This is a genomic window from Amycolatopsis lurida (assembly GCF_900105055.1).
Taxonomy (GTDB): Bacteria; Actinomycetota; Actinomycetes; order Mycobacteriales; family Pseudonocardiaceae; genus Amycolatopsis; species Amycolatopsis lurida.
In genome coordinates this window covers 5,606,213-5,631,068 of the sequence record NZ_FNTA01000004.1, presented here as the reverse complement: position 1 = coordinate 5,631,068, position 24,856 = coordinate 5,606,213, and the positions used below count along the sequence as shown (strand labels likewise).

22 protein-coding genes and 1 tRNA gene are annotated in these 24,856 nt (G+C 68.5%); 18 read left to right on the top strand and 5 right to left on the bottom strand.

What is annotated here, in order from left to right; translation table 11 throughout:
- Position 1: 1 nt before the first annotated feature.
- Positions 2-1,657, bottom strand: a complete 1,656-nt coding sequence (gene argS, locus BLW75_RS32090; protein WP_034308991.1) for an arginine--tRNA ligase — start codon at positions 1,655-1,657, stop codon at positions 2-4.
- Between the two features lie 203 nt (positions 1,658-1,860).
- On the opposite strand from argS, the gene BLW75_RS32085 reads away from it, so the two are divergent.
- Positions 1,861-2,652, top strand: a complete 792-nt coding sequence (locus BLW75_RS32085) for a DUF3105 domain-containing protein (RefSeq protein ID WP_034308994.1) — start codon at positions 1,861-1,863, stop codon at positions 2,650-2,652.
- Positions 2,653-2,660: 8 nt separating this feature from the next.
- The gene (locus tag BLW75_RS32080) at positions 2,661-3,365 is read left to right on the top strand and encodes a DUF305 domain-containing protein (RefSeq protein ID WP_034309281.1); all 705 of its coding nucleotides are present in this window, start codon (positions 2,661-2,663) and stop codon (positions 3,363-3,365) included.
- Positions 3,366-3,440: 75 nt separating this feature from the next.
- Here the strand turns inward: BLW75_RS32080 and BLW75_RS32075 are convergent, their stop codons facing one another.
- Together BLW75_RS32075 and BLW75_RS32070 are read right to left on the bottom strand one after the other, a co-directional pair.
- Positions 3,441-4,358, bottom strand: a complete 918-nt coding sequence (locus BLW75_RS32075) for a cation diffusion facilitator family transporter (RefSeq protein ID WP_034308996.1) — start codon at positions 4,356-4,358, stop codon at positions 3,441-3,443.
- Between the two features lie 151 nt (positions 4,359-4,509).
- Positions 4,510-5,634: an epoxide hydrolase family protein gene (locus BLW75_RS32070; protein WP_034308998.1), complete on the bottom strand. Its 1,125-nt coding sequence runs from the start codon at positions 5,632-5,634 to the stop codon at positions 4,510-4,512.
- Positions 5,635-5,831: 197 nt separating this feature from the next.
- Here BLW75_RS32070 and BLW75_RS32065 point away from each other — a divergent pair.
- Both BLW75_RS32065 and BLW75_RS32055 read left to right on the top strand, forming a co-directional pair.
- A tRNA-Arg gene (locus BLW75_RS32065) sits at positions 5,832-5,904 on the top strand.
- Between the two features lie 885 nt (positions 5,905-6,789).
- Positions 6,790-7,776: a ParB/RepB/Spo0J family partition protein gene (locus tag BLW75_RS32055; protein ID WP_241783445.1), complete on the top strand. Its 987-nt coding sequence runs from the start codon at positions 6,790-6,792 to the stop codon at positions 7,774-7,776.
- A 76-nt stretch (positions 7,777-7,852) separates the two neighbouring features.
- Here BLW75_RS32055 and BLW75_RS42440 read toward each other — a convergent pair whose 3' ends face one another.
- On the bottom strand, positions 7,853-8,056 hold the full coding sequence (locus tag BLW75_RS42440; protein WP_143055373.1) for a hypothetical protein: 204 nt from the start codon (positions 8,054-8,056) through the stop codon (positions 7,853-7,855).
- 51 nt (positions 8,057-8,107) lie between these two features.
- Here BLW75_RS42440 and BLW75_RS32050 point away from each other — a divergent pair, with 51 nt between their 5' ends.
- From BLW75_RS32050 to BLW75_RS32005, 10 genes are all read left to right on the top strand, one after another.
- Positions 8,108-8,371, top strand: coding sequence for an acyl carrier protein (locus BLW75_RS32050; protein WP_034309004.1), 264 nt, complete (start codon positions 8,108-8,110; stop codon positions 8,369-8,371).
- Between the two features lie 37 nt (positions 8,372-8,408).
- Positions 8,409-9,557 (top strand): LLM class flavin-dependent oxidoreductase, encoded by a 1,149-nt coding sequence (locus tag BLW75_RS32045; protein WP_091598734.1) that lies wholly within the window; start codon positions 8,409-8,411, stop codon positions 9,555-9,557.
- Positions 9,554-10,765, top strand: a complete 1,212-nt coding sequence (locus BLW75_RS32040; RefSeq protein WP_034309007.1) for a cytochrome P450 — start codon at positions 9,554-9,556, stop codon at positions 10,763-10,765. The genes BLW75_RS32045 and BLW75_RS32040 overlap by 4 nt, the downstream gene beginning before the upstream one ends.
- The gene (locus BLW75_RS32035) at positions 10,758-12,704 is read left to right on the top strand and encodes an amino acid adenylation domain-containing protein (RefSeq protein WP_143055372.1); all 1,947 of its coding nucleotides are present in this window, start codon (positions 10,758-10,760) and stop codon (positions 12,702-12,704) included. Before BLW75_RS32040 ends, BLW75_RS32035 begins: the two co-directional genes overlap by 8 nt.
- 11 nt (positions 12,705-12,715) lie before the next feature.
- Complete coding sequence (locus BLW75_RS32030; RefSeq protein WP_158005371.1) at positions 12,716-17,470, top strand: non-ribosomal peptide synthetase; 4,755 nt, start codon at positions 12,716-12,718, stop codon at positions 17,468-17,470.
- A complete protein-coding gene (locus BLW75_RS32025; RefSeq protein ID WP_034309009.1) occupies positions 17,467-18,441 on the top strand; it encodes a thiamine pyrophosphate-dependent dehydrogenase E1 component subunit alpha in 975 nt (324 codons plus the stop codon). The genes BLW75_RS32030 and BLW75_RS32025 overlap by 4 nt, the downstream gene beginning before the upstream one ends.
- On the top strand, positions 18,438-19,421 hold the full coding sequence (locus BLW75_RS32020) for an alpha-ketoacid dehydrogenase subunit beta (protein WP_198935698.1): 984 nt from the start codon (positions 18,438-18,440) through the stop codon (positions 19,419-19,421). Before BLW75_RS32025 ends, BLW75_RS32020 begins: the two co-directional genes overlap by 4 nt.
- Before the next feature lie 9 nt (positions 19,422-19,430).
- Positions 19,431-20,009: a TIGR03086 family metal-binding protein gene (locus BLW75_RS32015; RefSeq protein WP_034309011.1), complete on the top strand. Its 579-nt coding sequence runs from the start codon at positions 19,431-19,433 to the stop codon at positions 20,007-20,009.
- A gap of 214 nt (positions 20,010-20,223) precedes the next feature.
- Positions 20,224-20,859 (top strand): SRPBCC family protein, encoded by a 636-nt coding sequence (locus BLW75_RS32010; RefSeq protein ID WP_034309013.1) that lies wholly within the window; start codon positions 20,224-20,226, stop codon positions 20,857-20,859.
- 16 nt (positions 20,860-20,875) lie between these two features.
- Positions 20,876-21,457, top strand: a complete 582-nt coding sequence (locus BLW75_RS32005) for a P-loop NTPase family protein (protein WP_034309015.1) — start codon at positions 20,876-20,878, stop codon at positions 21,455-21,457.
- Here BLW75_RS32005 and BLW75_RS32000 read toward each other — a convergent pair.
- A complete protein-coding gene (locus BLW75_RS32000; protein WP_034309017.1) occupies positions 21,454-21,909 on the bottom strand; it encodes a GNAT family N-acetyltransferase in 456 nt (151 codons plus the stop codon). The genes BLW75_RS32005 and BLW75_RS32000 overlap by 4 nt on opposite strands.
- 236 nt (positions 21,910-22,145) lie before the next feature.
- On the opposite strand from BLW75_RS32000, the gene BLW75_RS31995 reads away from it, so the two are divergent.
- Genes BLW75_RS31995 through BLW75_RS31980 form a run of 4 tightly spaced genes read left to right on the top strand, consistent with a single transcriptional unit; the run spans position 22,146 to position 24,743 of the window.
- Positions 22,146-22,721, top strand: coding sequence for a YbaB/EbfC family nucleoid-associated protein (locus BLW75_RS31995; protein WP_034309020.1), 576 nt, complete (start codon positions 22,146-22,148; stop codon positions 22,719-22,721).
- Complete coding sequence (locus BLW75_RS31990) at positions 22,718-23,050, top strand: type VII secretion target (RefSeq protein ID WP_338399988.1); 333 nt, start codon at positions 22,718-22,720, stop codon at positions 23,048-23,050. The genes BLW75_RS31995 and BLW75_RS31990 overlap by 4 nt, the downstream gene beginning before the upstream one ends.
- The gene (locus tag BLW75_RS31985; RefSeq protein ID WP_034309024.1) at positions 23,047-24,306 is read left to right on the top strand and encodes a hypothetical protein; all 1,260 of its coding nucleotides are present in this window, start codon (positions 23,047-23,049) and stop codon (positions 24,304-24,306) included. Before BLW75_RS31990 ends, BLW75_RS31985 begins: the two co-directional genes overlap by 4 nt.
- A 59-nt stretch (positions 24,307-24,365) precedes the next feature.
- Positions 24,366-24,743: a RidA family protein gene (locus BLW75_RS31980; RefSeq protein ID WP_034309296.1), complete on the top strand. Its 378-nt coding sequence runs from the start codon at positions 24,366-24,368 to the stop codon at positions 24,741-24,743.
- The last annotated feature ends 113 nt before the right edge of the window (positions 24,744-24,856 follow it).

Sequence of the window (24,856 nt, the reverse complement as noted above, 5' to 3'; positions counted from 1 at the left end):
GTTACATCCGTTCCGGAGCAGAGACACCGAGCACGTTGAGGCCGTTCGCCAGCACCTGGCGGGCGGCCTGGCACAGCGCGAGCCGGGCGAACGTGAGGGGGGTGGCCTCCTCGTCGCCCTGGGGAAGAACACGGCCCACGGTGTAGAACTTGTGGTACGCGCCGGCGAGTTCTTCGAGGTACCGGGCGACGCGGTGCGGTTCACGCAGCTGTGCGGCCCGGCGGAGGACGGTCGGGAATTCGCCGATCGTGCGGATCAGATCGCCCTCGGCGGGCAGCGTAAGCAGGCCGAAGTCCACTTCGCCATCGGATTTCAGGCCGAGGTCGGCGGCGTTTCGCTGTAACGAGGCCAGCCGCGCGTGGGCGTACTGGACGTAGTAGACCGGGTTGTCGTTGGAGTGCTTGCGAAGCAGGTCGAGGTCGATGTCCAAAGTGGAATCGACCGAGTAGCGGATCAGCTCGTAGCGGGCCGCGTCGACGCCGACCGTGCCGACCAGGTCCTCCATGGTGATCACGGTGCCCGCGCGCTTGCTCATCCGGACGGGCTTGCCCTCGGAGACCAGGTTGACCATCTGGCCGATCAGCACCTCGACCACGGCCGGATCGTCACCGAAGGCGGCCGCGGCGGCCTTGAGCCGGGCGATGTAGCCGTGGTGGTCCGCGCCGAGCATGTAGATGCAGAGGTCGAAACCGCGTTTGCGCTTGTCCTGGAAGTAGGCGAGGTCGCCGGCGATGTAGGCCGGGTTGCCGTCCTTCTTGATGACGACGCGGTCCTTGTCGTCGCCGTGCTCCTTGGACTTGAGCCACCAGGCGCCGTCCTCGAAGTACAGGTTCCCGGAGTCCTTCAGCTGCTGGACCGAGGACGCCACGGCGCCGGACTCGTGCAGCGAGTTCTCGTGGAAGTAGACGTCGAAATCAGTGCCGAAATCGTGCAGGCTCTGCTTGATCTCGGTGAACATCAGCTCGATGCCGACCCGGCGGAAGGTCTCGGCCCGCTCGTCGTCCGGCAGTGAGAGCGCGCTCGGCTCCTGGCGGATGACCTCGGCGGCGATGTCGTTGATGTAGCCGCCCGCGTAGCCGTCCTCGGGGGCGGGCTCGCCCTTGGCGGCGGCGATCAGGGACCGGACGAAGCGGTCGATCTGCGCGCCGTGGTCGTTGAAGTAGTACTCCCGGGTGACCTGGCCGCCCTGCGCGGACAGCACGCGGCCCAGCGCGTCGCCGACCGCGGCCCAGCGGGTGCCGCCGAGGTGGATCGGGCCGGTCGGGTTCGCCGAGACGAACTCCAGGTTGATCTTGACGCCCGCCAGCGCGTCGCCGAGGCCGTACTTCTCCCCGGCGTCGAGCACCTGCTGGACGATCTGGCCCTGCGCGTCGGCGGCGAGCCGCAGGTTGAGGAAGCCCGGCCCGGCGACCTCGGCCGAGTCGATGCCGTCGGTGGCCGAGAGCGCCTCGGCCAGCGCGTCGGCGAAGTCGCGGGGCTTCATCCCCGCCTTCTTGGCCACCTGCAGCGCCAGGTTGGTCGCGTAATCGCCGTGCTCGGGGTTGCGGGGACGCTCGATCGTCACCTTCTCCGGCAGCACGGAATCGTCGAGGCCGCGCGCGGTGAGAACCTGCACGGCGGAGTTACGGACCAGGTCGGCGAGAGCTGCGGGAGTCACTCGCGGAATTCTAGGTGTGACCTGGTCCGGGCTTCGCAGCGACCGCCGGAAGGTGTGAGCCAAGCCGGTGATCTTACGGCTGTTCACGGTGATCAGACGCGCGGTCTCTACACTGGCCCGCGCAGGGACCACCCCCTTTGGAGAACGCAGGAGCCATGGCTAACGGGACAACCAGAAAAAAGGGCGCGTCGTCGAAGAACGCCATGAAGGCCGCCCGTAGTTCCGTCGTGTCCAAGAAGGGCACGCCCTGGGGCACGATCATCGCCGTCGTCGCGATCGTCGTCCTGGCTGCCTCGGTGGTCACCTACTACATGGTCGCTTCGGCGCCCAAGCGCGAGCAGAAGACCCGCGAAGAGGCCGCGGCCGCCTTCGCGCCCTCACAGCAGGACCCGGATCCCTCGAAGCGGATCCCCGGCGTGACCACGGCGACCTACGAAGGCTCCGTGCACGTCACCGCCGCCGAGCGCGTCGCCTACGACAAGACGCCGCCCTTCGGTGGCCCGCACGACCAGGCCTGGGCCGCGTGCAACGGCGTCGTCTATGAAAAGGCCGTCCGCAACGAGAACATGGTGCACGGTCTCGAGCACGGCGCGGTCTGGATCGCCTACAACCCGGCCCAGATCTCCGGCGAGGCGCTCGACCTGCTGAAGGTGCGCGTCGAAGGCAAGCCGTACACGGTGATGTCGCCGTACCCGAACCTGGACAAGCCGATCTCCGTGCAGTCCTGGGGCCACCAGCTGAAGCTGGACTCCGCCTCCGACGAGCGGATCGACCAGTTCATCGCCGCGCTGCGCACCAACCCGTTCGGCGCGTACCCCGAGCGTGACGCCACCTGCGACGCGCAGATCGAGCCGGGCGACTTCGACCCGACCCCGCCTGGGCCGGACGCGAAGCCGATGGACTACAAGGGCACCGCGGGCACGCAGCAGGACCAGCCCGGCGCCGGTCAGCCGTCCGCGCCCGCCACCCAGCCCTCGGCGCCCGCGAGCAAGTAGTGAACCGAGTGGACCCCGATCTCCAGACCGTCGACGACACCTCGCGGTCGGCCAAGAGCCGATGGCTGGTGATCGGGGCCGCCCTGGTCGTCATGCTGATCCTCGGCTTCGGCCTCGGCGCGCTGACGACCAGGCTGATCGACTCCGAACCGGAGCAGAAGACTCCCGGCGCGGGCTCGGTCGAGGTCGGCTTCGCGCAGGACATGTCGGTGCACCACCTCCAGGCCGTCACCATGGCGGGCTGGGCGCGGGACCACACGGCCGATCAGGCGATCAAGACCCTCGCGTTCGACATCGAGCGCACGCAGACCGGGCAGGTCGGCCGGATGAAGGGCTGGCTGGGCCTGTGGGGCCAGCCCGAGCAGACGACCGGCGCCTACATGACGTGGATGACCGAGCCGATGTCCGGCCACGGCGGACACGGTGGTGGCGACATGAAGCCGTCGAACGGCGCGCCGATGCCCGGGATGGCGACTTCGGCCGAACTGGCCAAGCTGCGGTCGCTGACCGGCAAGGAGATGGACGTCTTCTTCCTCCAGCTGATGCTGCGGCACCACGAAGGCGGGACGGAGATGGCCCAGTACGGCCACGATCACACGTCGATCGCGGACGTGAAGTCGCTGACGCAGAGCATGCTGGTCTCACAGGGCGCCGAGATCACCCTGATGAAGGGCCTCCTCCAGGAACGCGGCGCCGCCCCCCTGCCCGCCTGACACGCAATTCGTCCTCTGAATGCGGTAGTTCGCTTTGCCAACTACCGCGTTCAGAGGACGAAATGCGTCAGGGGGTCACCAGGAGAGCTCCCGGCAGCGTTGAGCGCATTGAGGCACTTCTATCTGGAGGGTCGCGTGCTCGATCGAGTAGCGGTTCGCCAGGAGGTTCTGCGCCTCGGTCAGCACCTCGGCCTGCTCGACGGTCGGCGCGATGGTGAGGTGCGCCGAAGCGACCTCCATACCCGACGTCAGCGTCCAGACGTGCAGGTCGTGGACGTCCTCGACACCCTTCAGCTCGCCGAGTTCGGCCTGGATCCCGGCGACGTCGACGCCCTTCGGCGCGTGCTGGAACAGGATCCGCAGCGCGCGGCGGGCGAGGGCGTAGGTGCGGGGCAGGACGAACAGGCCGATGGCGACACCGATGATCGGGTCGGCGTAGCGCCAGCCGGTCAGCAGCGTGATCGCGCCGCTCAGCAGCACGCCGACGGAGCCGATCAGGTCGGCGAGGACTTCGAGGTACGCGCCGCGGACGTTGATGCTCTCCTCCGCGCCCTTGCGCAGGATCAGGAACGAGACGATGTTCGCGACGAGACCGGCGGCCGCGGCCAGCAGGACGGGCAGGCCGGGCACCGCGGGCGGGTCGCTGATCCGGCCGATGGCCTCGACCAGGACGTAGCCCGCGACGCCGAACAGCAGGATGGCGTTGGCCAGGGCCGCGAGCACTTCGGCGCGGTAGAACCCGAACGTCCTGGTCAGCGTCGGGCCGCTGCGCCGGGCGAGCAGGATGGCCGCCAGCGCCATGCCGACACCGAGGACGTCGGTGAACATGTGCGCGGCGTCGGAGATCAGCGCGAGCGAGCCGGTGGCGAACCCGACGACGAACTCCATGACCATGAAGCCGGCGCCGATGACCAGTGCGATCGTCAAGCTCTTGAGGTAGCGGCCTGACGCGCTCGACGGCGAGGCTGTTCCATGCCCGTGCCCGTGACCCATTGCTCCGCCTCTCGTGAAGTCGACAGGCCGAATATATTGTCACATGCGCATATGTGCAATACAGGTGAGCCTAAGTTCACCATGTCTTAAGCCGCACACGGAAGCCATCCCCCATGAGGGCCTTCCCGAAACCTGGACTCGCCACGCACCGCTACCGAAGCGACCGGAAGAACCCCCGCAACTGGCCGACGAAGGCCTCGGGCTGCTCGAAGGCGGCGAAGTGTCCGCCCGCGGGCAGCACCTCGTACCAGCGAAGATCGGTGTAGCGCAGCTCCGCCCAGCGCCGTGACGGCCGGATGATCTCGCGGGGGAAGATCGAAATACCCGAAGGAACTTCAACCGCCGAGACGTCCTGCTTCGTGTTCTCCCAGTAGATCCGCGCCGACGAGGCCGCCGTCTCGGTGAACCAGTAGACGGAGATCGCGTCGAGCATCCGGCGCCAGGACAGCGCGGTCTCCGGTGAGCCGTCGTTGTCGGTCCACTCCCGGAACTTCTCCGCGATCCACGCCGCCTGCGCCGCGGGCGAATCGGCGAGCCCGTAACCGAGCGTCTGCGGCCGCGTGGCCTGTTGCCGGGAGTATGCGGATCCGACCTCGCGGAATCGCGCGAGATCACCGATCGCCGCCCTCTCCTCCGCCGTCGGTTCACCCAGCACGGTCTCGTCGTACGGAACCCCCGCCATGGTGACGTGGACACCGATCAGCCGCTCCGGCACGAGCTTGGCGAGCATGTTCGTCACCCCGGCACCCCAGTCGCCACCCTGCGCGACGTAACGCTCGTAGCCGAGCCGCCCCATCAGCTCGTCCCAGGCCCGCGCGATGCGCTCGACGTTCCACCCCGTCGACGACGGCTTGTCACTCCAGCCGAACCCCGGCAGCGACGGCGCCACGACATGGAACGCGTCCGCCGGATCGCCCCCGTGCGCGGCGGGATCGGTCAGCGGGCCGAGCACGTCGAGGAACTCGACGACCGAGCCCGGCCAGCCGTGCGTGAGCACGAGCGGCGTCGCGTCCGGCTCCGGCGAACGAACGTGCAGGAAGTGGATCCCGAGACCGTCCACAGTGGTCTTGAAACCGGGGAAAGCGTTGACGCGGTCAGCCAAACCGAAGTCGTAGTCCTCCGACCAACACCGGCACAGCTCCCGCGCGAACTCCAGCGGAACTCCCTGCTCCCAGCCGTCCACGGTGGCAGGCTCGGGCCAGCGCGTGGCGCGCAGCCGGGCGCGCAGGTCGGCGATGGCGGAGTCGGGGATCCGCACCTCGAACGGTTCGATCATCGGGCCTCCCCCGGTTCGTCGGCGACACCGACGCTACGCCTTTTCGGCAGGCCTGGCCGACGGCAGACACGAGACTTGAAAGGCCTGGTCAGGGCCGCATAAGACACCCATCCCGGGCACCACGACGGCTAACGACCACCACTCGGGAGCGCCCGTGGAGACATGCGCTAAGCTTTCAACGTCGCTCAGGCGGCAACGCCCTCGTAGCTCAGGGGATAGAGCACTGCCCTCCGGAGGCAGGTGTCGCAGGTTCGAATCCTGCCGAGGGCACACAAGGCCGGGAGACCTCTCAGTGTCTCCCTCACGGTCACCGATGGTTTTCACGCCGGATTCGCCGGTCGCCGGCGTCTCGGCGGACGTGGTCTTCGTAGTTCGTCGATCCACCCTTTCGACGCGTGTGGCAGGTAACTGGAACCCATGTCGGCGGGTTACGGCACCACAGGAAACACCCCACCCGGTTGATCGGGCCGCACATGCCCGAAGACGCTCGATCGCTCCTTCGCACAGCGTGACGACTGTCCTTTGTGGACCAGTGACAGCGGCGAGCCCGAACCGGCCACGCTTCGTGTTCACGACTTCCGGACTCAGTACCGAGCGGAACAACTCGCGAAGAGCAGCGAAACGCTCGCCAGAGTGGGCTCCACCGCGACGACCGCAACCGAGCTCCGAGCGAGTGATCCGCGCTCACCGCCGGACAAGGCGGCGAGCACCCGGACGTCGCGCGCGTTCGGTGCGTCAACACGCGAAATGCGACCTCTGCCGACGAAGCAAAGATCATTCCATTCTTCGAAATCGGGTTTCGTGAAAGAATCGCGGTACATTCCACGAGCCGCCGCCAGGAATTCCCTGGAAGTATTTCACCGACCGGTTTATGAGCTTCCCTTCCGTCCGACGGGCCCCAGACCAGGTTGCGTGCATCTCGGGCTCCCGTCAAGCGACTCGGTTCCATCCGGTGGCGCGGCGACGGAGGGTAGCCGAGAAACTCGACGGCACCACACAAAAGTCACCATGGCCCGGGCACGCCGGTCGAACACCCAGGCGACGTCACGATCGCGACTCGCGGACCTTGACAACCACTCGAACCGGCTCGAATATTGAAAAGGTTTGATATTCACCAAGTGTTCTGGGGGCTGGAAGATGTTAAACTGGCATAAGGTGAAAGCTGCCGATGGCACGCAGATCCCCGCGGCCAGAAGGGAAGACGAGTGGGTCGCGGTCGGCTCCGACCCGCCGCTCGGCGAGGTCGCCGAGGTCCCGCTCGACGCGTTGTCGGTGCGAGACTCCCCGCGGGCGGCGGGCGTGGATCCCGCGTACGCACGGGTACTCGCGGAGACGGATGCCCCGCTTCCGCCGATTCTCGTCCACCGCTCCACGATGCGGGTGATCGACGGAACGCATCGGCTTCAGGCGGCGAAGCTGAAGAACGCCACCGCGATCAACGTCCAGTTCTTCGACGGGGACGAGCAGGCGGCCTTCATCCTCGCGGTGAAGACGAACATCGCGCACGGCCTGCCGCTTTCCCTCGCCGACCGCAAGGCCGCCGCCTGCCGGATCCTCGGCACCCGGCCCCACTGGTCCGACCGGGCGATCGCGGCGGTCACCGGCCTTTCGCACAAGACGGTCGGCAAGTTGCGCCGGCGTTCGAGTGGGGAAGTTCCCCAGTCGAACGCCCACGTCGGCCGCGACGGCCGCGTCCGCGCGCTCGATCCGGCGCAGGGCCGCCGTCGCGCCCACGAGCTGCTCGCGAGCAATCCCTCCGCTTCGATCCGCGAAATCGCCCGTGGCGCGGGTGTTTCCCTCGCGACCGCGCACGACGTACGCCACCGGCACCTCCAGGGCGAGAAGAGCCCGGCAAGCCCCGCCGCCAGGCCGCGCACCCGCCCGGCCGAGGGCGGCGATCAGGTGGGAACGGACACCCAGGCGGCCGTGGAACGGCTCCGCTCGGACCCCACCATCCGGTACACCGAGTCCGGCCGCACCCTGGTGCGGTTGCTGGACGGTCACCTGAACGACCGGGACGAATGGGATCAGGTCGCCAGGAACATCCCCGAACACCGGCTGGAATTGATCTCCGAACTCGCCAAGGCCCGGGCGGAGGACTGGCGGCAGTTCGCGGAACTGCTGCAGAAGCGCAAGCGCTGACCTGACGACGAAGGGGGCTTTCCGCGCACGCGATGCGCGGAAAGCCCCCTTCGCGTCGTTCCACAATGATCTTTCCTCACGTAACCGCGAAGTAATCGACGAAGACCTGTGTCCCGGACTGTTGCGGATCGCGGAAGATTCGGGCGACAATGGTGTCGAATCGCCCGCCCGGACGGATATCCGGGCGCACTGGGAGGCACGGCGGCGAGCACACTGGGGTGATTTCCGCCGTCGTGATCATCGAATTGATCACCGCTTTCGCATGCGGTGAAATCGCCATTCAGCACTCATCCATCCGTGCGCTTGTGCGCGGATTCAGCAAAGGGGACACATGAACGCGGAAGACGCGCGGGCGGAATTGCGTCAGCAGATTTTCTCCCTGCTGACCGAGGTCGCGGGCGGTGTTCTGGAGAACCAGACCATCGAAGCGGACACGGAGTTCCCCGAGACGGGTATGAGCTCCATCGAGTACCTGGCGCTCATCGAGAAGATCGAGACGAAGCTCGACGTGTTCATCGACCTCGAAGAGAACGAGGATCTGACCACTGTGGACAAGTTCTGCGACTACCTGCTCGAACAGGTGCCGTCGGCCTGACGCAGCACGATCGCCCACCTCCGGACAAAGGAACGAGATGAACACAAAGGCATTCGGCTGCTTCCTGCCTCCCTTTCACGACCCTTCGGTCAGCCCGCACGCGTCGCTGAAGCGCGACATCGAGCTGTGCGGCCTCGTCGACGACCTGGGTTTCGACGAGATCTGGCTCGGCGAGCACCATTCCAGCGGCTGGAGCACGCTCAGTTCGCCCGAAATGCTGATGGCGGCGCTGGCCCGTGAGACGCGCCGGATCCGGTTCGCCACGGGAGTGATCCCGCTGCCCTACCACCACCCTTTGCATGTCGCGGAACGGATCACGTTGCTCGATCACCTCACCGCGGGCCGGGCGATCCTGGGCGTCGGCACGGGAACCTACGTCCACGACATGGAAATGATCGGGGTGGACCCGGCCTCGGTCCGCGACCATTTCCGCGCGGCGCTGGGGACGGTGCAGGCGCTTCTCAACGGCGAGACGGTCAACACCACGACACCGTGGTTCACCGTGAAGAAAGCAGTGCTCCAGCTCCAGCCGCTGAGGGGGCCCGGCACCATCGAGACCGTCGTCGCGTCCTCGCTGAGCCCGGCCGGAATCGAGCTCCTGACCGACACGTCGACGACCCCGACCGTCCACGTGGCACCGCCGTGGGGCGCCATCAGGCCCGGAATGGACCCCGACCCGGTCGGCGCGCTGATCGAGCGCATCGACGCCTACCGGAACAAATCCGCGGGGGGAACCCGGATCCGCTGCAACGTCTTCGTCCACGTCGCGGACTCCCCCGCCGCGGGCGTCGAGGAACTGCTGGAAGGCTTTTCCGCGCTGCGCCGCGGTCTGTACCGGGGCACGCTGGGCATGCCCATCCCGGATTCGCCGGTCGCGCACCGCAAGACGCTGCAGAACCTCGTCGACACGGGCGGGTTCATCGTCGGCGACGCCGCGACCTGCGCCGCCAGGATCAAGGAGCTGGTGGACCGGATCGGCGACCCGGTTTCGCTGAACTTCTTCGTGCCCAGGTGGATTTCGCACCGCGCGACCCTCGACCAGCTGACCGCGCTCGCGCACGAGGTCGTGCCCGCCCTCGTCGGCGGCTACGACGGCATCACCGAATCGCTCCGGCTCACTTCGGAAGAGGCCGGGCGCCAGCTGAAATCCCGGACCGAGCTGGTCGGCAACGGAGGTGACAAATGAGCTCGGCACCGGTGAAACTGGACTTCAGTTCCGACGAATTCCTCGCCGACCCCTGGCCCATCTACAAAGAGCTCCGGCGTTCGGATCCGGTGCACTGGTCGGCGGCGTTCAACGCCTTCCTGGTCACCAGGTTCGAAGACGTCCAGGCCCTGCTGGCCGACCGCGAGGTCGGCAGCGGATTCCCGATGCGCAGCAGCCGTCGCCTGTTCGGCCGGACGTTGCTGGACACCGACGGGCCCCGCCATCGCGATCTGCGGAAGCTGTTCATGCCGCTGTTCGCCGGCGCGTCGGTGAAGCGGCTGCGCACCGAGATCCTCATCCCCGCGGTGGACCAGGTCCTCGACTCGATCGAGGCCGAAATGGGCACGGGGAACGAGGTCGACATCGAGTTCATGGAGCGGGTCGCGGTCGGGGTGCCCTACGCCATGGTCACCCGGTTGTTCGGGTTGCCGCCGGAGGACGCGGCCTGGCTGCGTCCCCGGGTGCTGCCGCTGGCCGGTGCGATCGAGTTCCCGGCGACCTCGCTGGATTCGGCGCTCGCGGCCAAGGCGGAGCTGATCGACTACCTGAAGGGCAAACTCGCCGAGCGCCGCGAGGGCGGCCGGATGCCGTTCCTCGATCTCGTCTTCCCGCCGGGTGAGCCGCTCGACGAATCCATGCTGGGCACGGCCACGCTGTTCCTGCTCGCGGGCACCGAGACGAGCGTCGCGACCATCGGCAAGATCATGTACGCCGTGCTGGCGCACGATGTCGACCTGTCGACGCTGGCGGACCAGGAGTACCGCACCCAGGTGGTGCGCGAGACGCTGCGGTGGGAACCGCCGAGCCACACCATCCTCCGGTACGCGACCAGGGACCTGAACCTGCACGGGGTGGACGTCCCGCGCCGGTCCGCGCTCCTGCTGTCGCTGGGCAGCGCCAGCCGTGACGAGAACGCCTTCGAGGACCCGGACTCCTGGCGTCCCGAGCGGACCGACCAGCGACTGCTGGCCTTCTCCTCCGGCCCGCACACCTGCCTGGGCATCCAGCTGGCGCTGGCGGAGTTCGACACGCTGTTCGAGCGGTTGTCGCACCGGTTCGGCGGTGTCCGGCTCAGTGGCTCGCTCGACGGCGTCCGGCCGGGATTCTGGCGGTTGCGGGAACGCGGCCACATCTTCCGGCGGCCCGACCACCTCCATGTCCGGCTGGAGCGCAACCGCGATGCCTGACGCGCTCACCGTTCCCTACGATCTGACGACCGGGCTCGCGGCCGAACCCTCCGAGTACCAGCGCGCGAGGGTGGTGCTCGCCGCGTTCGCCGTGACCCTGTGCCGGTGGACGGCGGCGACCGAGGCCGCGATCTCGATCGCCGGGCGGGTGATCCGGATCCAGGTCGACGACAAGGCCCGTGTCGAGGACTTCCTGGGCTCGGTCCACCCGGTCGGCGTCGCCGAGGACGGGCCGGTCGATCTCGTGCTCGCCTCCCTGCACCCGGATCTGCGGTCCGGGGAGGCCCGCTTCGTCACCGAGGTCCCCGACGCCGAGCACGGTTTCCTCGCCGACGTCGCCACCGCGGTGGGTGAACTGGCCTTCCTCGACGGTTCGCTCGAGGACGTGCGCTGCATCGCGCCGGAACGCCGCCGGATCGTCGGCGCACTGGCCGGCGCCGACCTTCCTCCGGCAGGTATCGAAACCCTTTTCCTGGAGCAGGTGCGGCTTCACCCGGAGCAGGTCGCGGTCCGTGACGCGAAGGCCGAGCTGACCTACGGGCGGCTCGCTCGAGCAGCGGATCGGTACGCCGGCGTCCTGCGGCGCAACGGGGTCCGGCCCGGTGACACGGTGCTCGTCGCGACCAAGAGGTCGGCGGGCGAGATCGTGGCGCTGCTCGCGATCGTCCGTGCCGGAGCCGCGTACGCGGGCTTCGACGACGACGCGCCCGAAGCCAGGTTGGCGCGGATCATCGGCAAGCTGGCGCCCGCGGCCGCGGTGGTCGACGCCGCCACGGCCGGCCATCCCGTCCTCCGTGGGCTCACCCGGGTCGATTCCTGGGTCCCCGGCGAGGAAGCCGACGCGGATCCCGAGCCCGTTCCCGCCCACGACGATCCACAAAGGACGGCGTACGTCGCGTTCACCTCGGGATCCACCGGTGAACCGAAGGGCGTCGTCGTCCCGCATCGCGCGGTCACGCGGCTCGCGCGGACGACGGAGCTCCAGCCGCGCCCGGGTGACCGGGTCCTGCGGATGGCGCCGCTGGCCTTCGACGCTTCGACGTACGAGATCTGGGTGACCTTGCTCAACGGCGCGACGCTGGAGGCCTTTCCCGGACGGCTTCCGACGGTCAGGGCGCTCGAGAAGTTCTTCACCGAGCGAAAGGTCTCCGTCGCCTGGCTGACCGCCAGCCTCTTCCGGCTGGTCGCGAACTCCCGGCCGCAGGCGCTCGCCGGACTCCGCCGGCTGCTGAGCGGAGGCGAGGTCGTGCCGCACGACGCGGCGGCGCGGGTGCTCGAGGCCTACCCCGGGCTGGTGCTCACGAACGGCTACGGGCCCACGGAGAACACCACGTTCACGACCACGCACACCGTGCGTGACAGCGCGGAGATCGACGGCCCCCTGCCCATCGGGAGGCCGATCGCCGGCACGAAGGTCTTCGTGCTCGACCGGAACGCCCGGCTCGTCCCGCCCGGCGGCGTCGGCGAGCTGTACGCGGCCGGATCGGGGCTCGCCGACGGGTACCTGGACGACGAGACCGAAACGAAGCGGCGCTTCGGCCACTTCTCCCCCGACGTGGGCGAACGCCTGTACCGCACGGGAGATCTGGTCCGGCTCGCCCCGGACGGGAACGTGGTCTTCCTCGGCCGCGCGGACAAGCAGGTCAAACTCGACGGGCATCGCATCGAAACCGAGGAGATCGGCACCATCCTCGCCGGTCACCCCGGTATCCGCGATGCCGTGATCGTCGTTTCCCGGCAGGAGGACCACAGCCCTCAGCTCGTGGCGGCCATCGTCGTGAACCCCGGCGAGGACACCGAACCCCGCACCTTGCGCGCGTATCTGTCGCGGCAGCTGCCGAGCTACGCGTTACCCGCCCTCTGGGTGGTGGTCGACGAGATCCCGCTGACCCGCAACGGGAAAGTCGACGAACAGGCCCTGATCGCGAACGCCCGATGAAGGAGAAATCGATGAGGTTGTCGCTCGGGCAGGAGCGGCTGTGGCTGGTGCAGCAACTCGACCGGACCAGCGCCGCGTACAACATCCCGATCGTCTTCCGGTTCCACGGCGGTGTCGACTTCGACGTGCTCGACCGGGCGCTCGGCGCGCTCGTCGAACGGCATCCGGTGCTGCGCTGGCGGTTCGTCGTGGACGAGTCCGGGACTCCCGCCGCCGTGCCGACGCCGGGTTTCCGCATCCCGGTCGCCCGGCGCACCGCGGCCGACGACGACTGGCGGAAGCACACGGCCGATCTGGTCAGCGAGCCGTTCGACCTCGCGGCGGCGCCGCCCATCCGCGCGATGGTCGTCGAATGCGCCGACGGGTCGGCGGTGCTGTGCGTGGTGAACCATCACATCATCACCGACGGGCGGTCCATCCAGATCGTGACCGAGGACGTCGTCAAGCTGTACCGCTCGGAGACTCTCGCGCCGCTGGAGGTGACTTACGAGGAGTACGTCGCGGCGCAGCGCGCGGCCGCCGGTTCGGTGGCGGAGCACATCGACTACTGGCGGCGTGAGCTCGACGGCTTCGAGCCGCTGCGGCTGCCGACGGACCGGCCGCGATCGGGCAACCCCGGCTTCGCGGGTGACCACGTCGATTTCGAACTCTCCGCCGAACTCACGAAGGCCTTCAGTTCCTTCGCCCTGCGAAACCGATGCGCGCTGTCCAGCGCCGTGGCCGCGGTGTTCCAAGCACTGCTGTCCCTCCATTCGGGACAGGAGGACATCACGATCGGCACGGTACTGGCCGGTCGTGACGACCGCCGGTACGCCGACGTCCTCGGTTTCTTCGTGAACACCGTGGTGCTGCGCGCCCGCATCACGCCGTCGATGTCGTTCCGCGAGCTGCTGAAGGTGACGCGCACCAAGATGGTCGACGCCTACGCCCATCAGCAGGCGCCGTTCGACCAGGTGGTCGCGGAGGTCCGGCCGGAACGGGACGCCGGGCGCAACGCGATCTTCGACGTCGTGGTCGTGCACAACGGCGAGATCCCCGCCGACGGCGAAGGCGAGATCACCAGCGTGCCCTGGGCCGGGGTGGCGACCCGGTTCGACCTGGAACTGGTCACCCATGTGCAGGACGGCAGATTGCACGGCTCCCTGGTGTTCCGCACCGGCCTTTTCGACCGCTCGACGGCCACCCGGCTCGTCGGCAGGCTCGTCCGGCTGGTCGAACACATGCTGGAACACCCCGACGAGCCGCTTTTCGAGGCACTGCGCGGGCAGCTCGACTACTGGCACAAACACCTCGACGGCCTGCCCGCGGCGCTGGAGCTGCCGACGGATCGCGCTCGCCCGCCGGTGGCGTCCTATCGCGCCGGCTCGCTCTCCTTCGACGTGGACCCCCGAGTCCGTGAAGCGGGGAGCCGTCACGACGCCACCCTTTTCATGACGCTGCTGGCGGCCTTCGACGTCGTGCTGTCCCGCTACGCGCGCACCACCGACGTCACGGTCGGTGTTCCGGTGCGCGAGGCGAAGATGCTGGTGCTGCGCACCGATCTTTCCGGCGATCCCACCTTCGCGGAGCTGCTCGGCCGCGTGCGGGAGACCACGCTCGGCGCGTACGCGAACCAGGACGTCCCGTTCGAGCGTCTCGTCGAGGAAGTGGCGCCGCGGCGGGACTTCAGCCGCACCCCGCTCGCACAGGCCGTACTCCGGGTGGTGGACGAGCCGCTGGCGGCCGTCGCACCGGTCGGCACCCGCTCGGAACCGTTCGATCTCGAATGCCTCGTGTCGGATCGGGACGGGCTGCTGGAAGCGCGGATCGACTACAACGCCGAAGTGTTCGACCCGGTCACGATCGAACGCTTCGTCCGGCACTTCCGGCGGCTGCTCGCGTCCGCCGAGCCGGAGCGGCCGCTTTCCGCCTGGCCGATGATGGGCGATTCCGAGCTCCGGCGGCTGACGGAGGACTGGAACGACACGGCCACGGAGCTGCCTGCCCCGGCGACCGTGCCCGCCGTGTTCGCCGCGCAGGTGCGCGACCGTCCACAAGCGACAGCGCTGGTCGGCGGCGACGACTCCGTGACCTATGCGGAGCTCGACGTCCGGTCCAACCGGCTCGCGCACCGGTTGCGGGCGCTGGGTGCCGGGCCGGGGACGGTCGTCGGGGTCTGCCTGCCGCGCTCCCTCGGCCTGATCACCGCGCTGCTCGCGATCCTCAAGACCGGCGCCGCGTATCTGCCCATCGACCCCGGATATCCCGAGGAGCGCCAACGGCTCCTGCTCGCCGACGGCCAGGCACGGTTGGTGATCACGACCGATCTGATCGCCGACCCCACCCTGGAACAGGAACGATCGACCGCGCTCGAAACCGAGGTGGGGCCGCACGACCTGGCCTATGTCATCTACACCTCCGGCTCGACCGGCCGCCCCAAAGGCGTCGAGATCGAGCACCGGTCGATCATCCGGCTGGTCACCGGACTGCCGGACGGCGTCCTCGGCCCGGACGAGGTGGTGCTGCACGCGTCGGCGATCTCCTTCGACGCGGCCACCTTCGAGATCTGGGGTGCTCTGCTCACCGGAGCGACCTGCGTCATCTCCACCGAGCGGGTGCTCACCGCCCGGCCGCTCGCGGACGTGATCACCCGGCACCGGATCAGCACGGCGTGGCTGACCTCGTCGTTGTTCAACCACATCGTCGACGAGGACACCGCGGCGCTGGCCGGCCTCCGCACTCTGCTCGTCGGCGGCGAAGCCCTGTCCGTCACCCATGTCCGCCGCGCCGTCGCCGCGCTGCCCGGCACGAAGTTCTTCAACGGGTACGGCCCCACCGAGTGCACGACGTTCGCCACGTGTCACCCGATCCCCGCCCCTGTTCCCGAAGGCGTCAAGGGAATCCCCATCGGCCGTCCGATCGGGAACACGCGGGTGTACGTCCTCGACGAACGCGGCGGGCTCACGCCGACCGGGGTACCGGGTGAACTCCACGTGGCCGGGCCGGGTGTCGCACGGGGCTACCGGGGACAGCCGGAACTCACCGGGGAACAGTTCGTTCCCCACCACGAGGCGACCGGTGAGCGGCTCTACCGGACCGGGGACATCGTGCGGTACAACGCCGACGGTGATCTGGAGTATCTCGGTCGTGTCGACGACCAGGTCAAGATCCGCGGCTTCCGCGTCGAACCCCGGGAGATCGAAGCCGCGCTGCTGGCCCGGCCGGAGATCACCCAGGCCGCCGTCGTCGCCCGTGAAGACGGCTCGGGTCAGAAGCGACTCGTCGCCTATCTCAAAGGCGCTGTCGACGACACCGCTCTGCGCGCCGGGTTGCGTCGCGAACTGCCGGAGTACCTGGTGCCCGCGGCTTTCGTGTCGCTCCCCGAATTCCCGTTGACCATCAACGGAAAGCTGGACGTCCGGGCGCTCCCGGAACCCGAGGACGACACCCGGAAGGACGAGGTCGCCCCGCCGCGCAACCCGACCGAGGAGAAACTGGCGGCGATCTGGGCACAGGTCCTCGGCCGTGAGACCGTCGGCAGGGACGAAAGCTTCTTCGACGTCGGCGGGCACTCCCTGAAGGCCGCGCAGCTCGCCGTCCGGATCGGCGAAACCCTGCGGATCGACCTGCCTCTGCGGACGCTGTTCGAGCGGCCCACGATCGCGAAGCTGGCCGAAGAGATCAACGGCGACCGGCGGACCTCCGTGCGCTCGTTCGATCCGCGGGCCTCGTTGCGTGGTGTCCTCCCGGAACCGTTGCCGCCGCGGGGATCCGATGCCGTCTCGGAGATCCTGCTCACCGGCGCCACCGGATTCGTCGGGGCGTACCTGGTCCGCGAATTGCTGGCGCGCGAGAACCTGCGGGTGCACTGCCTCGTCCGTGCCGCCGACGAGCGGGCGGGATGGCTGCGGCTGCGCGAAAATCTGGACCGCTACGGCTTATGGGACGACGTCGACGAGAAGCGGGTCAGCGTCGTTCCCGGCGATCTCTCGGCACCCGGGCTCGGGCTCGCCGACGCGGTGTTCGCGCGGCTCGCGGGAGAAATCGACCTGATCTGCCACAACGGCGCCTGGGTCGACGCGCTCTCCAGCTACGAACAACTCGAAGGCGCCAACGTGGGCGGGACCCGCGAGCTGATCCGGCTGGCCGCCACCACCCGGCTCAAGCGGTTGCAGTTCGTGTCGACCATTTCCGCGGGCGAGGAGAACGGTTCCCGCAGCGGATACGCGGAGACCAAGGCGCACGCGGAGCAGCTGATCATCACCGCGGCCGAGCACGGGATACCGGCCGAGATCTGCCGTCTGCCCCGGATCGTCGGGGATTCGAGGACCGGGCAAGGGAACACGCGGGACATCATGCTGCGGGTGCTGCGGAACATCCTCGATCTCGGCGCCGCGCCCGGCACCGAGATCGAGGAACCATGGATCGCGGTGGACGAGACGGCGGGCGCGCTCGCCCGGCTCGGCCTGGACCGGCGGCCGGACGGTGGCCGGTTCGTGCTGGCGGGCGAACGGCCGATGCGGCTGACGTACCTGGTCGAACTCCTGCGCCGCGCCGGTACCGAGATCGGCACCCTGCCCGTGGCCGACTGGCTCTCGGCTCTCGAAGCCCGTTCCCCCGAGGAACACGCCATCCTGAAGCCGCTCTTCGGTTCCACGTCGTCGAGCGGCCGCCCCATCAGCGAATTCGAGCCCGTCGTGGTGCCGAGCCCCGACGACGGCGCGCTGCTCCGTTACGTCGACCGAATGCTCGTCCGAACCTCCACAGAAGGGCTGTCACGCCAATGACCCGTGAGAACCGGATGGCCCTGTACCGGTCCATGAAACTGATCCGGGAATTCGAAGAACGCTGCCTGGCGATGGCCATCGCCGGGGAGATCGACGGCGGGATCCACCCGTACATCGGGCAGGAGGCCGTCGCCGTGGGCATCTGCGCGAACCTGACCGAGCGCGACGGCATCACCAGCACCCACCGGGGACACGGTCACGTACTGGCGAAGGGCGCGGAACCGCGCCGCCTGCTCGCCGAACTCCTCGGCACCCTCGAAGGGTTCAACAAGGGCCGCGGCGGATCGATGCACGCGGCGGACATGAAGCTGGGCATCCTGGGCGCCAACGGAATCGTCGGCGCGGGCGGCGCGATCGCCTCCGGTGCCGCGTGGGCGGCCAAAGCCCGTGGCGATTCCGAGGTCGTCGTCAGCTTCTTCGGCGACGGCGCGATGAGCCAGGGTGTCCTGCTGGAAGCCTTCAACCTGGCCGCGATCTGGTCGCTGCCGGTGTTGTTCGTCTGCGAGAACAACCAGTACGCGACGAGCCTCAAACTCGAAGCGGGGCTGGCGGGAGGCGCGACCCGGCGCGCCGAAGGCTTCGGGCTGGTTTCGCGCAGTGTCGACGGCATGGACGTCGAAGCGGTGGAGAGTGCCGCGGCGGAACTGCTCGAAGGGGTTCGCGCGGGGCGTGGCCCGGCGTTCCTGGAATGCCGGACGTACCGGTTCTTCGGGCACCATTCCGTGCTCGAACTCCTCGGTGTCGAGTTCCGCGACCCCGACGAGGTCGCGCTTTGGCGCACGAAGGATCCGATCCCGCTGCTGGGCGATCAGCTCGGCGAAGACGTCGTCGCCGGGATCGACGCGGCTGTCAAGGAAACCATCGACGAGGCGGTCGAGTTCGCGAAGAACGCCCCATCGCCCGATCCGAAGGACGCACTCATGTATCTGTACGCGGGAGCCACCGCCGTCCGGCCGGGGGTGATCCTGTGAGCGGGTTGCCTTCGCCGGAGAACTTCGGCTACATGCACGCGATGAACCGCGCCCTGCACGACGAGATGGCCGCCGACGAGGACGTCTTCCTGCTCGGGGAGGACGTCGGGGTCGGGGCGAGCGGAGTCACTTCGGGACTGCTGCCCCGGTTCGGCCCGGAGCGCGTGCTGGACACCCCGTTGTCCGAACAGGCTTTCACCAGTTTCGGGACCGGCGCGGCGATGGCGGGCAAGAAACCGGTGATCGAATTCCAGATCTCCTCGCTGATCTACCTGGTCTTCGAGCAGATCGTGAACCAGGCCCACAAGTTCTCCCTGATGACCGGCGGGCAGGTCCGGATCCCGGTCACGTATCTCGTGTCCGGATCGGGTTCGCGGTTCGGCTGGGCGGGCCAGCATTCGGACAACCCGTACAGCCTGCTCGCGCACGCGGGGATCAAGACCGTCGTCCCGGGTCTGGCCGCCGACGCGTACGGGCTGCTGCGGGCCGCGATCCAGGACCCGGATCCGGTGGCCGTGTTCGCTCCTTCTCCGCTGCTGGGCGCGACGGACGTCTCGTACGCGGGCGAAGAGGACATCGTGCCGCTGGGGCAGGCCAACGTCGTCCGGGAAGGCGGCGACCTGACGGTCGTGGCGGTGGGCCAGCATGTCGGCACGGCGATCGAGGTCGCCGAGAAGCTCGCGGACCGGGTCGACATCGAGATCGTCGACCCGCGCACGGTCTACCCCTTCGATTGGGAGTGCCTGCGCAAATCGGTCGACAAGACCGGGCGGCTGATCGTGATCGACGACTCGAACCGCATGTGCGGGCTGGGCGCGGAGATCGTGGCGACGGCGGCCGAGGAATTCGATCTGGTGGCGCCGCCGAGGCGGGTCTGCCGTCCGGACGGCACCGTCATCCCGTACGCCCTCGCGCTCGACAAGGCCCTGGTGCCCGGGGCGGCGGAACTGACGGCCGCCGTCAACGCGGCGCTGCGTTAGGAGGAACCCATGGAAACCTTGGATCGCCACCGGCGGACACAAGACGCCTTCGACGCCGTGCTCGCCGCCGTGCCGCCCGATCGATGGGACGCGCCGTCGGCGTGCGCACACTGGACGGTGCGCGACGTGACCGGGCACGTCATCTGGGGACTGGAGGTACTTCGCCACCACGCGTCGGGCCGGGAATTCACGGTGGAGAACGGGCCCGCGGGATCGGAGAAACCCGGCGAGCTGGCCGGCGAAGACCCACCGGCCGTATGGCGCGCGGCCCGGGAAGCGGCCGATGCCGTCGTCACCGGCGACCTGCTCGGCCGCCCCGCTCCCGCGTGGTACGTCGCCAACCGCCCGGACGCGACGGTCACGGACTACCTGGCGCTGCTGACGTTCGACACCCTGGTGCACACCTGGGACATCGGTTCCGCGCTCGGGATGGACGTGCGCATGGATCCGGACCTCGTCGCCCCGTCGTTCTCCCTCGCCCGGCTGATCATCAGCCGCACGCCGGGCACCTTCGGGCCGCGGGTGAAACCGCCCGCGGACGCCGACGCGCAGGCGCGGTTCCTGGCCTTCCTCGGCCGCTCGGCCTGAGTCCCGCCCGCGTGCCCCAGGTACCGGAGGGGTTGTGAAAGCCACTTCCGCAACGTTGAAGGTTGCGAAAGTGGCTTTCACAACGTCCCCCTCGGTCCTTTGTAGACAGTGGCGGCCTTCGCCTCGACAGGAACTCCCTCTTGACGCTCACGGCGCGTTCGCTATAGGTTCTAACTATAGAGAGAGACGCTAACGGAGCGAAGGAGAAAGAGACATGTTCCGCACCGCACGCCGCCGGATCAGCACACGCGCCGCCCTGCTCACGGTCCCGCTGGCGCTCGCCGGCGTCCTCGGCGCCACGACGCCCGCCCAGGCGACTCCGGCCCACCACAAGCCGGCTTCGCTCACCTGCCAAGGCAAAGGCATCGATCGGTCCGCCAAGGTGCACTACCGGACGGAGATCTTCGTCAAGGCGCCGCTGCGCACCATCTGGAACCTGCAGACCGACGTGGAGGCCTGGCCGTCCTGGCAGAACCCCGCCATCCCCGTCACCATGAAACGCCTGGACCCCGGTCCGCTGCGCAAGCATTCCCGCTTCCAGTGGACCATTCCCGTCCCGCCGGGCCTGCCCTATCCGCCCGGCGACGTGACCATCGTTTCCACCGTTCGGCAGCTCCAGCCCGGCAAGTGCCTTCGCTGGACCGGCCCCCTCGACGGTCCCGGCGGTATGCACATCGACGGCGTCCACGTGTGGAATTTCGTCAAGGTGCCCGGCGGCGTCATCGTCCGCACCGAGGAGAGCCACACCGGTCCGCAGGTCGACAAGGACGTGCCCGGCTCCACCGCGATGCTCGGGCAGGGCCTCGAAATCTGGTTGAAGGACCTGAAGAAGGCCGCCGAAACCCGGTAGCGAATAAGCTCCTCGCATGAAGATCATCGGACCGGACGACGCTCTTCCGTCGCGCCGGATCCGCCGGGCCGCGGTCGCGGGCCCCGCCGGATCCGGCAAGTCGACGCTCGCGCGAACCCTGTGCGAGCGCATGGGACTGCCGTACGTGGAGTTCGAGTCCTTCTTCCACGCCCCGGGCTGGACGGTGCGGGAGACCTGGCAGGCCGACGTCCTGGACTTCATCAGCGGCGACGAGTGGGCCATCGAATGGCAGGGCGAGGAGGTCCGGGAGCGGATGACCGAGCGGCTGGACGTCCTGGTCTGGCTCGATCATCCGCGGGCCATGACCGTGGCGCGCACGGTCGTCCGGACACTGAAACGCCGGGTGGGGCGCGGTTCGAAGATCGCCGGAGGCAACGTCGAAGGCCCGCTGCACACGTTCTTCACCGATCGCGACCACATCGTCAAACTCGCCTGGCGCTACCACCCGATCATCCGGGCCCGCGTGCGCAAGGTCATCGCCGAGAACCGGTATCCGGACCTCGTCGTCGTCCGCCTGCGTGGTCAGCGTCAGGTCGATCGCTGGCTCGACGGGCCCCTCGCCCGGAACCTCCGCTAGCGAAGATCACGCACGCGCCACACCACGCCGAGTTCGATCCGCTCCACCGTGAAACCCTCGCGCTCGCAGAAGGCTCCCGCGCGTTCGTCCGCCACGAAGTGCTCGGCGTGCACGCGTTCGGCGTCCGCGGGCAACTGTCCGATGAGGACATCGAGCAGCCGTGCCCCCAGCCCGCCACCGCGATGCCGGGGATGCACGCACAGCTTGCGGATCACGTACTCGTCGCCGTCGCCGTCGCACTGCCCGACCCCGGCGAGACACCCGCCTTCGTCGGCGACCACGACCCAGCCCCGGGCCACGGCGCCCGCGATGTCCGTTTCGTTCCACCGCATCCGCACCTGCCGGGCAGCGGTTTCTTCGCCGATCAACGACGCGTAATGAGCTCGGACCTGCCCCTCGCCGAAGCGGCAGATGGCCATGACGTCGTCTCGATCGGCGGCCCGCACGATCATCGCCCTTCCCCGATCCACCACTCCCGGAGACCTTTCGGGCAGTCCTCGATCACCGGGGTTGTCCCGGTACCTGCCCGCTGGTAACGATACGGGCGAATCAGCCGGTGACCCACCGGTCCACTGCGGGGCCGGAACGGCCGGTCTACCCTCCGTGCTGGGAAGCCGGGGGTGTACGCCTCGTCGACCTCTCGCACTCTCTCCGATCGTGTTCCATCCCGACCAGGCCAAGGCGACGCATGCAACCCAATTTCGACGCAGGTGAGGACTTCGCACTCCTTTTGGAGCGAGAGGCCAAGAAACTCGAGGAAAAAGCCCAAGCCCTGACGGCCGCGTTCACCGCCTCGGCCTCCACGGTGACCTCTCCCGACGGCTCGGTGACGGTGACGGTCGAGGCCAACGGATCGCTGAGCGCCATCGAGTTCGGCAACCGGGCCACCTCGCTGGGACCGGCACGGCTCTCCTCTCTGGTCATGCAGACGGTGCGCACGGCCCAGCGCAGGACCGTCGAGAAGGTCACCGAGTCCTACACCGAGATCAACGGCGAAGACGAGGCCGCCCAGCTGGTCCGCACCTTCCTGCCGAAGGTGGAGGACGAGGAGACCGCGCCGGGGGACCCGGAACAGGACAAGTGGGCGCCGGAGGCGCACAACGAGCCTCCGCGTCCGCAGGCGGGATACCGGCCTCCGCCACCCCCGCACGCCGGTCCTCCGATGCCGCCGCAGCCGGGCCGTCCCGTGCGGCCGCCGAACCCCCCGGCGCCGCGACCCCGGCGACCGGCCTCCCCCGACGACGATGAAATGAGCCCCTGGTGACCGGATTCGGTGTCGACACGGAAACCATGAACGAGTTCGCCGGTCACCTCGGCAGACTCGAGGACGCGCTGCGGAAGAGCGCCGACATGGTGGGCAGTTGCGTGGCGGACCCCGGCATCTTCGGCATTTTCGGCGGCCAGATCTACGGCGCCGGCGCGAGCATGCACTGCGGGAAGGCGCGGGACCACCTCAACAAGTACTCGGAGAACGTGCAGGAGTTCTCGGACAGGGTGCGCGAGGCGGCGAAGCAGTACAACGCCAACGAGCAGGAGACCGAGAGGCTGATCACCGAAGCCGGCAAGGGGATCGACGAGGTGAAGGTCAAGTGAGCGACGAGTACCACCGCAACGATTTCGGGAACAACACCGGCACGAAGGCCGGCGACTTCAAGGACGAGAAGAACGACTTCCTCGCGGGCAGCGGCGACACCACGGGCGCGGGCTTCTTCGATTCCGCGTTCTCGCTGAAGAAAGCCGTCGACGAAGGGGACAGCCTCAGCATCGGACTGGCCTCGGCGGGGATGGCGATCGAGATCCTCGGCATGGTCGCCGATCCGATCGGATCGCTGCTCACCGCCGGGATCGGCTGGCTGATCGAGCACATCGTCATCTTCCGCTGGCCGTTGGACTTCCTGCTGGGCGACCCGAAGGGCATCGAGGCGGCCAAGACGGCGATCTACAAAGAGGCCGCCGAAGTGCGGGAGTGGTCGAAGGACCACGGGGACGCCACCAAGAAGTTCATGGAGAAGTGGACGGGCGAGTCCGCCGACACCTTCCGGGCCGACATGGAGGGCGTCGCCGCCCAGATCGAGGCGCTCGCCGGATACATCGAATTCGCGGGCAAGCAGATGGGGATCGCCGGTGCCGTCATCGGCGCGGTCCGAGGCATCGTCCGCGACATCATCGCCATGACGCTGGCCGGCATCCTCAAGGCGGCGATCGTGGCGGTGGCACTGGCGCCGGTCACCTTCGGCGGTTCGATCATCGCGGCGATCACCTCCATCATGACCACGGTGGCCGTGGCGATCGCCAAGATCGCCAAGCAGATCGCCGACGTCGCCAAGAAGCTCGCCGAGATGCTCAAGATCCTGGCGAAGACCCGCGGCGCGGCCGACGACGTCGTCAAGCTGACGCTCGGTGGCGGCAAGGTCAAGCTGCCCAAGCCGAAACCCGCCGGCGGTACACCGATGCCCGGCGGCAAGAAGCCGATCGAAGGCCCGCCCCCGAAGCCGGGCGACAGCACTCCGGACGCGACGCCCGACGCTCCGAAGCCCAAGCCGGAGAAACTCAGCGACATACCCCCGAGGGTGGTGCGCGAGAAGCTGGCGAAGGAGCTGGAGGGGCATCCCGACGCCAAGAAGATCTTGGAACGGTACGACTACTGGAACAGCTTCCCGATCGGCGACCTGAAAACGAGGTTCCCCAAGGCGGCGGGCGCGCTCGACAAGCTCGAAACGGGGCTCAAGATCCTCAGCGACCCGACCTACGGCGCGTCGGGCATGGCCGGGAAGACCATCGTCGAGCTGACGAAGGCCATCCCGCCCGCCGCGAACGAGAAACCGCCGGAGGACAAGGAAGAGCAGTGAGGACAGGCGGCCCTGTACCGGTGTTCCGGGACAGGGCCGCCTGTGCTTTCGTTCGGGTCATGACTGAACGGGTGAACATCTCCTCCGGCGGCGACTACGAGCCGGTGTTCGGCTACAGCCGGGCGGTGCGCGTCGGCGAGCACATCCACGTTTCCGGGACCACGGCGCGCGAACCCGCCCGTTCGGGCGACGCCTACGAGCAGGCTTCGGCCGTGCTCTCGCTCATCGAGACCGCGTTGCGCGAGGCCGGGTCCAGCCTGTCCGCGGTGGTGCGCACGGTCACCTACGTGACCGACATCAAGGACGCCGATCTGGTGGCGCGGGCGCACCGCGAAGCCTTCGCCGACGTGCTGCCCGCGGCCACGATGGTCGAGGTCTCGGCGTTGCTCGACCCGAAGATGAAGGTCGAGATCGAGGCCTACGCCGTCGAGAAGTAGCTTGACCGCCGTGGTCGAAGACCGCGAACAGACTTAGCGGACAGCGCATCACCCGGGCCGCCGCCTCGTCGGCGGCGCCCGGATCCTCCATGCTCCACGCGGCGAGCCGCTGC